This is a genomic window from Roseibium sp. AWQ4_254 (assembly GCF_056161025.1).
This window is the reverse complement of sequence record NZ_JBSWYH010000005.1, coordinates 150,596-164,811: the sequence shown is the minus strand read 5'-3', so window position 1 is coordinate 164,811 and position 14,216 is coordinate 150,596. Positions and strand designations below refer to the sequence as shown.

General features: G+C 61.1%; 16 protein-coding genes. 9 read left to right on the top strand and 7 right to left on the bottom strand.

The window, feature by feature from the left end; all coding sequences use genetic code 11:
* Window positions 1-3: 3 nt before the first annotated feature.
* Window positions 4-276 carry an usg protein gene (locus ACXAIC_RS05635; RefSeq protein ID WP_475174536.1) on the bottom strand — a complete coding sequence of 91 codons (273 nt, stop codon included), beginning with the start codon at window positions 274-276 and terminating at the stop codon, window positions 4-6.
* A 160-nt stretch (window positions 277-436) separates the two neighbouring features.
* Window positions 437-784 carry a c-type cytochrome gene (locus ACXAIC_RS05630; protein ID WP_475174533.1) on the bottom strand — a complete coding sequence of 116 codons (348 nt, stop codon included), beginning with the start codon at window positions 782-784 and terminating at the stop codon, window positions 437-439.
* 179 nt (window positions 785-963) lie between these two features.
* On the opposite strand from ACXAIC_RS05630, the gene ACXAIC_RS05625 reads away from it, so the two are divergent.
* The 3 genes from ACXAIC_RS05625 to ACXAIC_RS05615 all read left to right on the top strand — a co-directional run bounded on the left by ACXAIC_RS05625 (window position 964) and on the right by ACXAIC_RS05615 (window position 3,720).
* Window positions 964-1,908: an AAA family ATPase gene (locus ACXAIC_RS05625; RefSeq protein WP_475174530.1), complete on the top strand. Its 945-nt coding sequence runs from the start codon at window positions 964-966 to the stop codon at window positions 1,906-1,908.
* Between the two features lie 4 nt (window positions 1,909-1,912).
* On the top strand, window positions 1,913-3,103 hold the full coding sequence (locus ACXAIC_RS05620) for a vWA domain-containing protein (RefSeq protein ID WP_475174527.1): 1,191 nt from the start codon (window positions 1,913-1,915) through the stop codon (window positions 3,101-3,103).
* Between the two features lie 284 nt (window positions 3,104-3,387).
* Window positions 3,388-3,720, top strand: a complete 333-nt coding sequence (locus ACXAIC_RS05615) for a pyrophosphohydrolase domain-containing protein (RefSeq protein ID WP_475174525.1) — start codon at window positions 3,388-3,390, stop codon at window positions 3,718-3,720.
* Between the two features lie 78 nt (window positions 3,721-3,798).
* Here the strand turns inward: ACXAIC_RS05615 and ACXAIC_RS05610 are convergent, their stop codons facing one another.
* From ACXAIC_RS05610 to ACXAIC_RS05600, 3 genes are all read right to left on the bottom strand, one after another.
* Window positions 3,799-4,416, bottom strand: a complete 618-nt coding sequence (locus tag ACXAIC_RS05610; protein WP_475174523.1) for a protein-methionine-sulfoxide reductase heme-binding subunit MsrQ — start codon at window positions 4,414-4,416, stop codon at window positions 3,799-3,801.
* A gap of 299 nt (window positions 4,417-4,715) precedes the next feature.
* The gene (locus ACXAIC_RS05605) at window positions 4,716-5,249 is read right to left on the bottom strand and encodes a L,D-transpeptidase (protein WP_475174521.1); all 534 of its coding nucleotides are present in this window, start codon (window positions 5,247-5,249) and stop codon (window positions 4,716-4,718) included.
* 123 nt (window positions 5,250-5,372) lie between these two features.
* Entirely contained in the window at window positions 5,373-6,491 is a 1,119-nt protein-coding gene (locus ACXAIC_RS05600; protein WP_475174520.1) for a branched-chain amino acid ABC transporter substrate-binding protein, read from the bottom strand.
* A 164-nt stretch (window positions 6,492-6,655) separates the two neighbouring features.
* Between ACXAIC_RS05600 and ACXAIC_RS05595 the strand changes: the two genes are divergently transcribed.
* A complete protein-coding gene (locus ACXAIC_RS05595) occupies window positions 6,656-7,174 on the top strand; it encodes a flavin reductase (RefSeq protein WP_475174519.1) in 519 nt (172 codons plus the stop codon).
* 68 nt (window positions 7,175-7,242) lie between these two features.
* On the top strand, window positions 7,243-8,247 hold the full coding sequence (locus ACXAIC_RS05590; RefSeq protein WP_475174516.1) for a P1 family peptidase: 1,005 nt from the start codon (window positions 7,243-7,245) through the stop codon (window positions 8,245-8,247).
* 98 nt (window positions 8,248-8,345) lie between these two features.
* Here ACXAIC_RS05590 and ACXAIC_RS05585 read toward each other — a convergent pair whose 3' ends face one another.
* Window positions 8,346-8,927: an NAD(P)H-dependent oxidoreductase gene (locus tag ACXAIC_RS05585; protein ID WP_475174515.1), complete on the bottom strand. Its 582-nt coding sequence runs from the start codon at window positions 8,925-8,927 to the stop codon at window positions 8,346-8,348.
* 117 nt (window positions 8,928-9,044) lie between these two features.
* Here ACXAIC_RS05585 and ACXAIC_RS05580 point away from each other — a divergent pair, with 117 nt between their 5' ends.
* On the top strand, window positions 9,045-9,671 hold the full coding sequence (locus ACXAIC_RS05580) for a TetR/AcrR family transcriptional regulator (protein ID WP_475174513.1): 627 nt from the start codon (window positions 9,045-9,047) through the stop codon (window positions 9,669-9,671).
* Window positions 9,672-9,791: 120 nt separating this feature from the next.
* Here ACXAIC_RS05580 and ACXAIC_RS05575 read toward each other — a convergent pair whose 3' ends face one another.
* On the bottom strand, window positions 9,792-10,277 hold the full coding sequence (locus tag ACXAIC_RS05575) for a YcgN family cysteine cluster protein (protein WP_475174511.1): 486 nt from the start codon (window positions 10,275-10,277) through the stop codon (window positions 9,792-9,794).
* Window positions 10,278-10,787: 510 nt separating this feature from the next.
* On the opposite strand from ACXAIC_RS05575, the gene ACXAIC_RS05570 reads away from it, so the two are divergent.
* Genes ACXAIC_RS05570 through ACXAIC_RS05560 form a run of 3 tightly spaced genes read left to right on the top strand, consistent with a single transcriptional unit; the run spans window position 10,788 to window position 14,178 of the window.
* Window positions 10,788-12,935: a transglycosylase domain-containing protein gene (locus ACXAIC_RS05570; RefSeq protein WP_475174608.1), complete on the top strand. Its 2,148-nt coding sequence runs from the start codon at window positions 10,788-10,790 to the stop codon at window positions 12,933-12,935.
* On the top strand, window positions 12,932-13,621 hold the full coding sequence (locus tag ACXAIC_RS05565) for a DUF1214 domain-containing protein (RefSeq protein WP_475174509.1): 690 nt from the start codon (window positions 12,932-12,934) through the stop codon (window positions 13,619-13,621). The genes ACXAIC_RS05570 and ACXAIC_RS05565 overlap by 4 nt, the downstream gene beginning before the upstream one ends.
* Window positions 13,618-14,178 (top strand): DUF1254 domain-containing protein, encoded by a 561-nt coding sequence (locus ACXAIC_RS05560; RefSeq protein WP_475174507.1) that lies wholly within the window; start codon window positions 13,618-13,620, stop codon window positions 14,176-14,178. The genes ACXAIC_RS05565 and ACXAIC_RS05560 overlap by 4 nt, the downstream gene beginning before the upstream one ends.
* The last annotated feature ends 38 nt before the right edge of the window (window positions 14,179-14,216 follow it).

The following is a 14,216-nucleotide window of genomic DNA, read 5'->3' as shown; positions in this document are numbered from 1 at the left end:
CCGTCAGTGCACCAGAATTTCCCCATCCGCATAGCGGAAATCAACCGGTTCGATCAGATTTTGATGGGCAATGCGCACCGAATGGATCCGTCCTTCAATCTCCCGCTCCCAGAAAGAGAGAAACCGGGTGAGTTCCGGAAATTTCGGCGCCAGATCTTCTGTTTGCCAAAGGAAACTTTGCAGAAGTTTGGGATGGTCGGGCAGCCGGTAGAGAATTTCGGCCGTCAGCAATCCATAACCGAGCAGCCGCTTTTCGAAGTCTGAGATGGTCGTCATTCCGATCCTTTCTTCGTTGCAAAGAAAGAGTGTCACGGAATTCCGGTTAACCAAACCCGACTATTGAGCAAATTCTGTTCAAAAACAAAACTTTAGCAGCACTATACTAAGCCTGCTAACAAGACCCGTCTCAGGGACGGCCCGCATGCCAGTGGGGAAGTCAGCGGGATTGAATGGAGGTGAGATACCCTAAAAACACGTCAATGTCTTCTGGTTCAAAGGCAAATTCCGGCATCGTGTCATGGGCGGTCACGATCCCCTCTGCCAGAGGCTCTTCCAGACTTTCCAACGGATAGCGTTTGGACAGATCCCGGAAGGCGGGTGCGCCGGCATTTGGGCTGCTGCCGCTGGCGCCGACCGCGTGGCAGGCCGCACAATGGATTTCGGCCAGTTCCAACCCGGAGGCTAGACTTAGCGGATCGGATGGATACGCGCCGTCAGAAGCCAGCGACGTGCCGCAAGCCATCACCAGAACCAACGCCGCCAAAATGCTGGGGCCTGTTGCCACGGGCCTCTCCTTCCCTTGAATCACGCAGCGTTTTATAGATGGTTCCGGCCCCTCTGCCCATTAGGAGGATCACGCAGTGTGCAGCACTGCAGTGTACCGCAAGATGGGGCGCAACAGGACTGTCCTTGCCTGCGCAGCACCTGTATGGTCCTTCAAAAGCAGACCCTACCGGAGGTTTCATGAGCCCGTCCCCCCTTCCCGCGTCCATTGACGACACGCTTCAACTGATGGATCAGGCGGGCTATGTCGCAGATAGGTCCCTGGCCACGGTCCTGCATCTTGCCCTCAAGATGCGCCGCCCCCTGTTTTTGGAAGGCGAAGCCGGGGTCGGCAAGACGGAAATCGCCAAGGTGCTGTCGGGCACGCTCGGCCGGGACCTGATCCGGCTGCAATGTTATGAGGGCCTCGACATTGCCGCCGCCGTTTATGAATGGAACTATCAGGCCCAGATGATCGAGATCCGCGTGTCGGAAGCCTCCGGAGACACCAGTCACCAGAACCTGTCCAGATCGATCTTTGACGAGCGTTTCCTGATCAAGCGGCCGGTGCTTCAGGCGCTGGAGCCGTCTCCTGCCGGACCGCCGGTGCTCCTGATCGATGAACTGGACCGGGCTGATGAAGCCTTTGAAGCCTTCCTTCTGGAAGTGCTGGCGGACAATCAGGTCACGATCCCGGAGCTTGGAACGATCAAGGCTGCAGAACCGCCCATCGTAATCATCACCACAAACCGGACCCGGGAAATCCATGACGCCCTGAAACGCCGGTGCCTCTATCACTGGGTCGATTATCCGGATGCGGAGCAGGAGCTGGAAATCGTCCGCCGCAAGGTGCCCGGTGCCGCCGAGCGCCTGGCCGAAGAGGTCGTTGCCTTCGTCCAGAGACTGCGCGCCGAAGAAGATCTCTTCAAGCAGCCCGGTGTCGCTGAGACCCTCGACTGGGCCACCGCCCTGTCGGAGCTGAACGAATTGGCCCTTGACCCGGACATGGCCTCCGACACGCTCGGGGTTCTTTTGAAATACCAGGATGACATAGAGCGGGTGCGCGGCTCGAAAGTGCGCCAGATGGTCGAGGAGCTCCGCAAGGAGGGCGCCCGCTCTGTCCAGCAGCCGATGCCGGCGGTCTGAGCGCATGCGCTCCCGCATTATCGACAATATTGTCTATTTCGCCCGCACCCTGCGCAAGGCGGGGGTTCCCGTTGGCCCGGCGTCGGTCGTGGATGCGGTGCAGGCGGTGGAAGTCTCCGGCATTACCAGCCGCGACGACCTTTACTGGACCCTGCATGCGGTCTTTGTGCGCAAACGTGAGCAGAAGGTTCTGTTTGACGAGGCCTTCCGCATCTACTGGCAAAGCCGGGGCTTGATCGAAAAGATGCTCGCCATTCTGTCGCCGGTTGCCCCGCCGCGCGGCGCCCCGGAAAAGCCCAAGGCCGGGCAGACCCGCGTGTCGCAAGCCTTCGAAGCGGCCAGGGAGCGGACTGCAGAAGAGACTGTGCCGGAGATCGAAGTGGATGCCAAATTCACCGTGTCGGGGAGGGAACTGTTGCAAACCAAGGATTTCGCCCAGATGACGGCGGACGAAGTCGCGGCCGCCAAACGGGCCTTGCGGGCAATGGCCCTGCCCCAGGACAAGATCCGCCTCAGGCGCTTGAAAGCAGCGCCACGCGGGCGGGTTGATCCGCGCCGGACCTTGCGCGCGTCCCTCCGGGCGGGCGGTGGGATCATTGACCTGAAATTCCGCAAACCAATGGAAAAGCGCCCGCCGCTGGTGGCCTTGTGCGACATTTCCGGGTCCATGAGCCAGTATTCACGCCTGTTGCTGCATTTTCTGCATGGGGTGACCGCCGACCGGCGGGACGTGCACACTTTCCTGTTCGGCACACGGCTCACCAATGTCAGCCGGCAGTTGCGCATGAAAGATCCGGACGAGGCGCTGGCGGCCTGCTCCGACGGGGTGGCGGACTGGTCCGGCGGCACCCGGATCGCCTCGGCCTTGCGGGACTTCAACCTGCACTGGTCGCGCCGGGTCCTGTCCGGCAAACCCACCGTGCTCCTGATCACCGACGGCCTGGAACGGGACACCGATGAGGATCTTGCGCGGGAAATGGACCGGCTTCACCGGTCCTGCCGCCATCTGATCTGGCTCAACCCGCTGCTGCGCTTCGGTGGTTTCGAAGCCAAGGCCAAGGGCATCCGCGCCATGCTGCCTCATGTGGACGACTTCCGTGCAGCCCATTCCCTCGACGCGGTCTCCGATCTTGCCGATGCGCTGGCTGGAACGCGGCAGCAAACAGCGCCCAAAGCGCCCAAAGATTGGCTTTAGAGCATCGTGCGATAAGTTTGCACCATTTGACCGGATCTGCTTTGTTTGCTGAGGAGGCGGATCGCGCGCCTTGGTGTTTCCCACCACAAGTGCGATCCAACGATGTCAGCGGGCAAAGCAGACCGGCCCCTCGGGTGATGGAAAGCAGCCCATCGGCAGCGTTGCGTCGCTTGCCCGATACACCGCATCGCGCTGCGCGAAGCGCCTTCCCGGATGATCTGCTTTCCAGCATCAAATGGTACAAACTTATCGCACGATGCTCTAGACAGGCAGGAGAGACTAACTTGAACGGAAAAACGCTTTCGGATTTTCAGAACATTGTCCAAACGGTCTCAAACACTTACGCACAGAAGTTCGGGATTGAGCGGGACGCTGCCTGGTATCTTGAAAAACTGACGGAAGAACTCGGCGAACTGGCTGCTGCCGATCTCAAATGCCGGGGCAGAGCAAGATCTGACGGAAAAACGGCATCGGACCTCAAGGCCGAGCTGGCAAACGAAACCGCCGATCTGTTCGCCCATCTTTTGCTGTTTTGCGATGACCGGGGCATCGACCTCGATCAGGCCATTGCCAAGAAATGGATGCGCTACCTTCCAGCTCCAGCCCAGCCAGCTTGAAAGCAACAGGTTTGTGGATTGGCGTTTGCAACCGCATTGGGCTTTTCCATTCCCATGGTCAAGCTGCCCTATGGGAACTTACGCGGCAGCAGCAGAACCTGACAAAAACGTTCTGTAGATCCGGTAAGCTTCCAAAAGGGCCAGCGGCACAAAATGCACAAGGGCCGCACCAAAGTGGTTGTGCACGAAAATCCAGTGCAGCAGCGTCGCAATGGCCGCCAGATAGACCAGTTGCTGCAGCTTCTTCCAGCGGCGGCCCAGCACACGGACGGAAAAGTCGTTGGATGTAAGCGCAAGCGGCAGAAAGATGAAAAAGGCCAGCCAGCCGGTCCAGATACCGAACAACAGCGCCTCCGCCAACATGGCGGACAAGGACCCGCTGTCGATCACATAGAGAACGGTGTGCAGCGCCGCATATCCAAAGGCCGCCACGCCGAAATACCGCCGGCGGCGCAGCATCCAGAGCCAGAAACTGCTTTTGGGAAAGAGCAACCGGACCGGAGAAATGATCATGCAGATGATCATGAATCTGGCTGCGAACTCGCCGGTTGGATGCAGGAGGAATTCGCTCGCCGGACGCCCGTCTTCCGAAATTGCGCCGGATGTCAAAGCCAGAACCATGGGAATGGATGGCAGGGCCAGCAACAGCCAGATGAAGGCCTTCGACGACCTACCCCTTTTCAAACTCTCTATCATGCCGCGCCCCTGTTTTCCTCGCCCGCTGCCGCGCCCTGCGGTCAGTGGAGATCATACCCGCAGCCTGTCGCACATCTGTGCCAGGACCCGGCCGGTTTTGTCGCAAGATGTATCTGAAGAGCAGCCGTCCATCGAAAGACCTTAGGAAAACCCCGCCGGTCCGGTGTTGGGGCACATGAGACCGGCGGGATCTTTGAAGCGGGCCGCACCGGGCCCGGGACAGACAATAGTTTCAACTTTTCGAAACTAAATGCGGCAAGCTGTCTCAGCGGCGATCCGAGACGCTGAGCCTTGCCCGTTTAGGGCAGAGCCACAACCTGCGTGCGCACGCCAACCCGCTGAAAGAGATCCTTGATGTCCCGGTTCGCCATGCGGATGCAGCCATAAGACACCGCCCGCCCGATGGAGCCGGGCCGGTTGGTGCCGTGAATAGCGTAATTGCCGTTGGAGAGCGTCATGGCAGCCGCACCCATGGGATTGTTGGGGGCGCCACCCGCAATCCTCTTCGGCAAATGCGGAAAGTCCCGGCGCACCTCCTCAGACGGAGACCAGTCCGGCGCGACATATTTGGCCGTGATCCGCGCTGTCCCGGTCCAGGCCTTGCGCGGCTTGCCAACGGCAACCCGGTAGCGGATCGCCCGCTGCCCACGCAGCACCAAATAAAGCCGCTTTTCAGAATTTCGGATCACGATCGTGCCCGGCCGGAAGCGGTGATCTGAAAAGCCGACCAGCTCGGCCGCCTGCGCAGCAGATGGCAGGCCGGGCACACCCCCAAAGGCCAGCCAGCCCAGAACAGAACTGAAAAGACAAAACCAGCAGGAGAAACGACGCATAACAGGTCCCCTTTTGCAGAGAACCCTACTCGAACGGGACCAGGGACAGAACCAGGCACCCCGCTTTTCTTAAGCAAGGGTTAACGCATCTCCGTTGCGGCTAATCCAGGAGTACGGGAAACATCAGTCCAGCAAGCGCGGTGTTCCGTCCTGCCACTCGTAGACTGCATAGTCCGGCAGGTTGCTGTCTCCCTTTTCGTCAAACGTCACGGCCCCCAGAATCGTCTCCAGCGGGCCGCTGCGCAAGGCTTTTGAGACCGCTTCCAGCCCGGTCTCTCCGGCCATGCCGGCCGCCCGTGCCCACGCTTGAATGGCTGCATAAGTGGTCAGGGCATAGCGGTCTGCCGGGCGGCCCTCGGCCTCCAGCGCAGACACCAGTTCCGCCGCACCGTCCTGCTCCCGCGGATCAACCGGATAGGTCATCAAGGCCCCATCTGCCACCGGTCCGGCGAGGTCTGGAAAATCATTGCTCATCATGGCATCCCCGGACATGAGCACCATGTTCAAGCCCTGCCGGTTCATCTCCCGCATGAGCGTGCCGGTTTCAGCGGCATAGCCGCCAACAAACACCACGTCCACAGCCTCCAGCGCGAGCTGGGAAACGATATAGCGGTAATCCTTTTCACCCGTGTCAAATCCGAGCGCCAGGCTTTCAGACACGCCCAAACCGTTGAGCACGGCCTTGACCTGATCGGCGAGACCTTTGCCATAGGCAGTCTTATCGTTCAGGATTGCAATACGGGACGTGCCGAACCGCTTGGCCAGAAAAGCCCCGGCCACTGCGGCCTGGCGGTCATCCCGGGGTGCCAGACGGAAAACACCCGCACCCGGGCGTGCATCCGTGAAGGTGGGCAAGGTGGTCACCGGAGACATCTGCACGATCCCGGCCTGAGCATAGACCTCACTGGCCGGAATAGACGCCCTGAAACAGGCATGACCGGCTACAAAGACAACCCCTTTGCCAACAAGCTGGTTGGCCACTGCCACCGCCTTGTCTTCATCACAGGCATCGTCCGCGAAGTCCAGAACAAGACGCTCGCCATTGACGCCGCCGGCCCGGTTTAAATCCGCCACCGCCTGCGCGGCGCCGGCGCGCATCTGCAGGCCGATCTCCTTGAACTGACCGGTCATCGGCCCGGCAACCGCAATCCGGATGTCAGCCTGTGCCGCCCCGGACAACAGGCAGCCCGCACACAGAAGAACAAAGGTTGCAACTTGGGCTGCAACTAGGCGAAAAATCATCCGGCGCTCCTTGCCAACCAGTCTGTTCCTGAAGGAACAACTTAGGGACGGCGGCATCATTGTGACCGCTATCCCCTTTGCAGAACTCCTAGCAGCGACTAGGTTACGGCTGCAAGTCAAAGACATGGCCGATTCCGGCTGAACCGGCTGATGGAGCTGACCTTATGTCTACGCCGACCTCCAACACCACCCGGCTGCCACTCGACACGGCCAGCTTCCGCGAGGCCATGAGCCGGATTGCTGCGGCTGTCCATGTGGTGACCACAGACGGCCCGGGCGGACGCTTCGGCGCCACGGTTTCTGCAGCGTGCTCGGTGAGCGACGACCCCGCCAGCATTCTGATCTGCCTCAACCGGCAGACCCGCATGCATGATGCGGTGCTTCAAAACCGGTGTTACTGCCTCAACACGCTCGGCCACGATCACGAAGACATTTCCAACAGTTTTGCCGGGCGGGACACACTGGACATGGCCGCGCGCTTTGCCAAAACCAGCTGGACACAACTTGCCACCGGCTGCCCGGCGCTGGACAGCGCCCGGCTCAGTGTCGATTGCGACGTGTTTTCGGTCACGGAAATGGGCACCCATTCCATCATTGTGGGCACAGTTGTGGACCTGCGCATGACCGAGCCCGGCCAGTCCCTGCTCTATGTGCGCCGGGGCTATAAAAGCCTCGACAGCTGAGCCGCTTCGGCCCACACTGAAGCGGGTTCACGTTTTTCTTTCCCTTTCCCGTTCCGGAACACCATGACATGACAGGCCCCCGCAACCTCATCACCGATGTCCCCGGCCTGAAACTCGGCAATGCCACGGACACGGATCTGAAATCGGGCGCAACCGTGCTGGTCCCGGACGAACCTGCGGTTGCCTCTGTGGCCATTCATGGCGGTGCACCCGGAACACGGGAAATCGCCCTCCTGGAACCAGAACAGACTGTTGAGAAGATCGACGCCATCGTTCTGGCGGGGGGATCCGCTTTCGGGCTGGATGCAGGCGCCGGGGTCCAGGGGCGCCTTGCCGAACTCGGCTACGGCTTTCAGGTCGGCCCGGTGCGCGTGCCCATCGTGCCCACGGCCATCCTGTTCGACCTGCTCAATGGCGGCGACAAGAGCTGGGGCCAGGCGGCACCCTACCGGGATCTTGGCCGGTCGGCCCTTGATGCGATTTCCAGCACGTTTGAGCTGGGCTCAGTCGGTGCTGGAACCGGGGCGACCACCGCCAATCTGAAAGGCGGCCTTGGGTCCGCCTCCCTGGTGCTTGGCAACGGGGTGACAGTCGGCGCAGTTGTGGCGGTCAATGCGCTTGGCCGGGCCACAATCGGCGACAGCGCCCATTTCTGGGCTGCTCCGTTTGAACAGAACGCGGAATTCGGTGGCCTTGGAACGGCCCATCCCTTCCCCGGCGATGCGGTGGATGTGCGTACCAAACTGGACGCCCTGAAAGCAGGCGCCAACACAACGATTGCTACGGTGGCGACCGATGCGGTTCTGACAAAAGGCGAGGCCAAGCGCCTCGCCGTCATGGCCCATGACGGGCTGGCCCGAGCCCTGTGGCCCGCTCACACCCCGCTGGACGGGGATCTTGTCTTTGCCCTGTCGACCGGCCGGCGCAAACTGGAAAGCGGATTGGAGGATATGGTGCAGATCGGCGCCGCCGCCGCTTCCTGCCTGGCCCGGGCCATTGCCCGGGGAATCTACCATGCCAGCCCGGCTCCGGGCGATCCGGTGCCCACCTGGCAGCAGAAATTCGGCCGGTAAAAATTCCTGAAACAATAATTCTGAAATGCAAATACGCCAGGCAGCCGCCCCCATCCGGGAGGCCTCGGAAGCGGTCTTTAACAAAAGCTGTCTGAAGATCAGGGGGCGTTCCGGCCGAGACGGGCTGCGCGAGCCAGCATTCGGGTGCGGGCTTGCTCACTGGAATTGTGGATCGGCGCGAACAGGTCAAACCCCCTGGGCTTTAGGCCGCAAAAGGCAAGGATCTGCTTTTCCGTCTGTTTGCGGGTGCCTGACCCGTAGATCCAGCGGAAGATCCAGCCCGGCGTATCGGCGGTGACCAGAACCTGCGCCGTCCGGCCCTTCAACAGTTTTTCCGGGATCATTTTGCCCGGCACATATTGATAGGCCTTGCCAGCCAGAAACACCCGGTCGAACAGGCCCTTGAGCTTGGCCGGATGCCCGCCCCACCATAGTGGGTGGACCAGCACGAAATGCTGACACCAGACAATGTCTTCCCAGATTTCCTGCAGATCCGGCTCAAGAGCCGGAGCGTCATGCAGATCGGACGTTCCAAAATCCGGATTGAACGTCATTTCGAACAGATGCCGAACCCGGACCTCATGGCCGCAACCGGCCGCTTCCCGAGCAAATTCGCCTGCCAGCGCCCCGCAGAAACTGCCCTGCGCGGGGTGTCCGTCAAGAACCAAAATGCGTGTCATGTGCACACTCGCTTGTTTAAAAAAGGAAGATCAGCTAAAAATTGACCTCGGTCATCTTTTGACACCGGAACGCCCTAAGGTCAATATTTTTTTGACCGCGGTCATTTTTGAGGACGCATGACACGCAAACCCCAGGCCCGCAGGATCGCAACACGGGCCAAAGTGCTGCAGGCCGCAAAGGACTTGAGCGCAAGACATGGTCTTGATCAGGTCACGGCGGACGCCGTTGCAGCCGAAGCTGGCGTTGCCAAAGGCACCGTCTTTTCCCATTTCGGCGATATGGACGGTCTGTTGTCCCACATCCTGCTCGACCGGCTGGACGCGCTGAGAACACCTCCCCCGGACCATGACGTCTTCCCGGCAGCTGCCGCTGAGACCACCGACCCCGTCGGTCTGCTGATTGCCCGGATGATGCAACTAATTGAAGTGATCACGGAAAGCCCAGCGATCATGCGCCTGTTTCTTGACAATATTGGGGTCACCAAACCCAATTGCGCAGAAGAATTTGTGGAAACGCTGGATGCCCTGGATGCGGAACTGGCGGCTTTTCTGGAGCTTTGGCAGCGCTCCGGCGCAGCCTCGCCGGCCTTGCGGCAGGACCGCAGCCCAGCGGAAATGATGGATGGGCTGATTGCCTTCATGATCCATGGCGCGATCTTGCGCAAAAGCCTTCAGGTGACCGACATGGGCGCGCTGGAACAAAGGCTCCGCCGCCATGTGGAGGCTTTGCTGCTGGCGCCCTGACTCTGGCCCAATGACGCTGGCACGATGACGCTTGCACAGTGAAGCAGGCCCTGCAAGGTGGGCGGACGCACATGGTGCGGCCCCTTTAGACCCTGCTGTAGCGCCCCGTGCAGACCACAACTACCCCTCGTCCGGCAGCTCCCCCGGCCAGCTCACAACATGCTGTTCATAGTCTTCCAGCTGCAGGCCATCTTCCGGGACCGTTAGGCCAGAGACCGAGATACCGGCCTGATGCACAGTGTGCGGATCGCCCGACACCAGCGGATGCCACCAGTAAAGATCCTCGCCCTCGCGCACCAGCCGGTAGGCGCAGGTCGGCGGCAGCCAAGTCAGGGTTCTGACCTCGTCCGGGGTCAGCTGAATGCAGTCCGGCACGGTCGCGGCACGGTTCTCATAGTCCTTGCAGCGGCAGCTGTCCCCATCCAGAAGCGTGCAGGCCACCTGGGTCCAGACAATCTCGCCCGTGTCCCAGTCTTCCAGCTTGTTCAGACAGCAGCGCGCACAGCCATCGCAAAGGGACTCCCATTCTGCGGAAGTCATATCGTCCAGGCTCTTGGTCTTCCAGAACGGAAGCGGCGCTGGGTCTGTGTCAGAAGCGGGGTCCATGCACATGCCTGAGAATTGCCAATGTCAGCCGGAAGCGGCACGCAGCGCCTAACATGCTCCGGGACCGGCGGCAATATCAGACCATGAAGAGACGTTTCGCCCCCTCTCCTCACGCAGCGGCCAAAATGACTTTCAAATCCCCTTTGCGCAGCAGCGCAAGAGCTGTTTTCATACAAGGTGAAAGACGCTACCCTTATCAGTGGATCTGTTTGAGATTCCGGTGACGCTTTGACGGCAATCTGTCATGTCTGTTAACCGTCGGATGTCTTTTCCAATAGCCATTTGCAGCTGTTTGAAATACGTCTGACGGCAGTTTGCCAGGGCCGCACCGGCCCCTCATCCGACCGAGACACCAGCGCCGCCGGAGACCCTGTTCGCGTGACAGAAGAGCCGCACAAAACTGAAGCCGCCGGAAAGGCGCCAGAGACAGAGCAGCAGACGGCCGCAGAGGACACCTCGCCACAAGCTGGCGCGGGCAAACGCCACCGCGTCCGCCGGTTCTTCCTGGCCATGGATGCCTTTGTCGACACGGCCCTATGGACCAGCGGCTCCGCCCTCCGGCGTCTGTTTGAAGGCTATGACTCGTTCTTGCGCCGTTTCAAGGCCAAGGGCATCTGGCGCGGCCTGTCGGAACTGTCGTCCGATGCCCTCACCTTCGGCCTGGCAGGCTTCATTGTTGTGCTGGCCTTTGCCCAGCCCGCCTTTGAAGCCACCCGCTATGCGGACTGGAAAACAACAGACGACTTTGCGGTCACATTTCTGGACAGGTTCGGCAAGGAAATCGGCCGCAGGGGCATTGTGCTCAATGACAGCGTGCCGCTGGAAGAAATTCCCGATTCGTTGATCAAGGCGACACTGGCCACGGAAGACCGGCGCTTTTTCAGCCATTTCGGCATTGACGGGGTCGGCACGTTCCGCGCAATGGTGGAGAACGCCCGGGCAGGCGGTGTGGTCCAGGGTGGCTCGACCCTGACCCAGCAACTTGCCAAGAACCTGTTCCTGAGCAATGAGCGCAGCCTCAGCCGCAAGATCAAGGAGGCCTATCTGGCCCTGTGGCTGGAGGCCAATCTCACCAAACAGGAAATCTTGAAGCTCTATCTGGACCGGGCCTATATGGGCGGCGGAGTCTTTGGGGTGACGGCGGCCTCCAAGTTTTATTTCAACAAGAATGTGCGCGAGCTCACCCTTGCCGAAAGCGCCATGCTGGCCGGGCTTTACAAGGCCCCGACCAAATATGCACCCCATATCAATCTGCCGGCAGCGCGGGCGCGGGCCAATGAAGTGCTCACCAATATGGTGCAGGCAGGCTTCCTGACCGAAGGCCAGGTGATCGGCGCCCGCCGCAATCCGGCCCTTGCCGTTGACCGGTCCCAGGACCAGCTGCCCGAATATTTCCTCGACTGGGCGCTTGACGAGGTCAAGAAACTGGCCCGCCGCACCCCTGCCATGGCCCATGACCGGATCGTGACCGTGCGCACCACGCTGGACCCCGCTCTGCAGCGGCAGGCGGATCTGGCCGTCGAGACAATCCTGCGCGACAATGGCAAACTGCGCGATGCCAGCGAGGCGGCCCTGATTTCCATGATCCCGGACGGGGCGGTCGTGGCCATGGTGGGCGGACGCTCCTACGGGGAAAGTCAGTTCAACCGGGCGGTCAATGCCCTGCGCCAGCCCGGCTCCTCCTTCAAGCCCTTTGTCTACATGACCGCCTTCCTGAACGGCTACACCCCGGCCAGCATCGTGCCAGACCGGCCGGTCTGGATCGGCAACTGGTCCCCGAAGAACTACAACCGCAGCTATCGCGGCCCGGTGACGCTGAAAACCGCCCTGACCAAATCGATCAACACGATCCCGGTTCGCCTGTCGCTGGATTTCGGCCGGGAAAAAATCATCGAGACCGCCTATGCGATGGGACTCACCCATGAACTGGAAAATTCCATCTCCCTGCCGATCGGCTCGTCGGAAGTGACCGCCATCGATATGGCCTCCGCCTATTCCACCTTTGCCAATGGAGGCATGTCGGCCCCTGCCTATGGCATCCTGGAAGTTCGCAACAGCGACGGCAAGATTCTCTACCGACATGAGCGCGACGAGACCGCCACTCCCAAACGGGTTCTGCCGGAAGAACAGGTGGAAATGATGAATGACATTCTGGTGAATGTGGTGGAGGCTGGCACCGCCCGGCGGGCCCGCCTGGACGGGGTCGTGGCCGCCGGCAAAACCGGCACCACCAACGCCTACCGCGATGCCTGGTTTGTCGGCTACACAGGCAATTTCTCAACAGCGGTCTGGGTCGGCAATGACGACTTTTCCTCCACACGGCGCGTGACCGGCGGCAGCCTGCCCGCCATGACCTGGCAGCTTTACATGAACTACGCCCATAAAGGCATCGAACTGGCCCCCATGCCCGGCGTTCCCGCCGAAAGCCTGCCGCGCCTTGCGAAACCGGCCGCCGCGCAGGTGGCGGCAAAAACCACCATCTTTTCGCAGCCCCGGGTGCTGAAACGGCGCACCCAGAAAATCCTGTTGCAGATCGGCCAGGACCTGCGCCGCCTGAGCGAACAGAAGAAGGCTGCCAACGACCCCGGCCCGGCGCGCGCCGTCACGGACACGGCGTCCCTGCGGGCGGCCTCACCCGAACCCATGGCGGCCCAATGAGCGGAACGACCATGCAGCAGGACCCGCGCCAATATGGCGAAGCGGATTGGCACATTCAGGACCTGCCCAATTCCATCCGCCCCTACCGCCCCCATCCGGCGCGCACGCTCCTCATTCTGGCGCTGATCGTGGCTGCGGCTGGCGTACTCGGTATCGGTTCCGCCTATCTCCTGATCGAGCGGGAACAGCCCCTTGATGCGATCACCATAGGCTCCTGGCGCGCCTATCCAAGGGCAGGCACCGCCGAGGCCGATCCCTATTCCGTGGCCATCTATACCCGCGGCGCAGTGATCCCGCTGGCCTCCGGTGAGGGCCTGGCCCTTGAAGCCCGGCAGGACAATCAGGGCTATCTGCTCGACCCGACCTGCATCTACACAATCTCGGGCCAGACCCCGGCGGCAAGGCTGTGGACCTTGACCGCGACGGACGGCAATGGCCATCTGGCCGCCACCTTGCCCGGACGGGTATATCTGGACAGCCAGCACCTGTTGCGCAATCCGGACGGCTCGTTTGAGATCAACGCGGCCGCAGCGCCCCATTCGGGCAACTGGCTGCCGCTGGAAGCCAATGCCAGCGCAAGTGATGGCCTGCGCTTCGTGCTCAGGCTCTATGATGCACCGGTCACCACCGGTGAGGCGCTGGACGGCATTTCCCTGCCCAAGATTGAAAGGCAGGGCTGCCCGTGACCCTTTCCCCCCGATTCTCCCTGACCATCGGCCTTCTGGCGACCCTGTGCCTGGCCGCGATTTTCCATATTCTGGTGGTGCTCAGCATCCCTTTGAATGTGCGCCATAGCGCCTATGACAATGTGGCCAGCTATGGCCCGGACCGGCAGTTCAACCTCCTGCCCGATGTGAACCCCGGACAAGAGCCGCTGCCCGGGCTGGATCCGGCCATGAAACACGCTACCTGCCGCTTTCAGCTTACCGACGGCCCGGTGCTCTTTGATGCCGGAGTACCGACCTCCTTCTGGTCCATCGGGCTTTTCAATGCAGCCGGAGAAGCGGTCTACAGCCTCAACAACCGCACGGCCGGGGCCGATCACCTGTCTATGCTGGTGCTGACACCGCAGCAGCTCTCGATCCTGCGGGAGAACCCGCCGGACAATCTGGAAGATCTGATTGTGATCGAAACGGAAGAGCTCAGCGGCTTTGCCCTGCTGCGCGCCTATGTGCCCGCACCCGTCAAGGCTGATAGCATCGACGCAGCCCTCCAGGCCGCCACCTGCGGCACGATCGGTTAGCAGACAAACCCGTCACGGCCTGACCTCAGTGAGTTCAC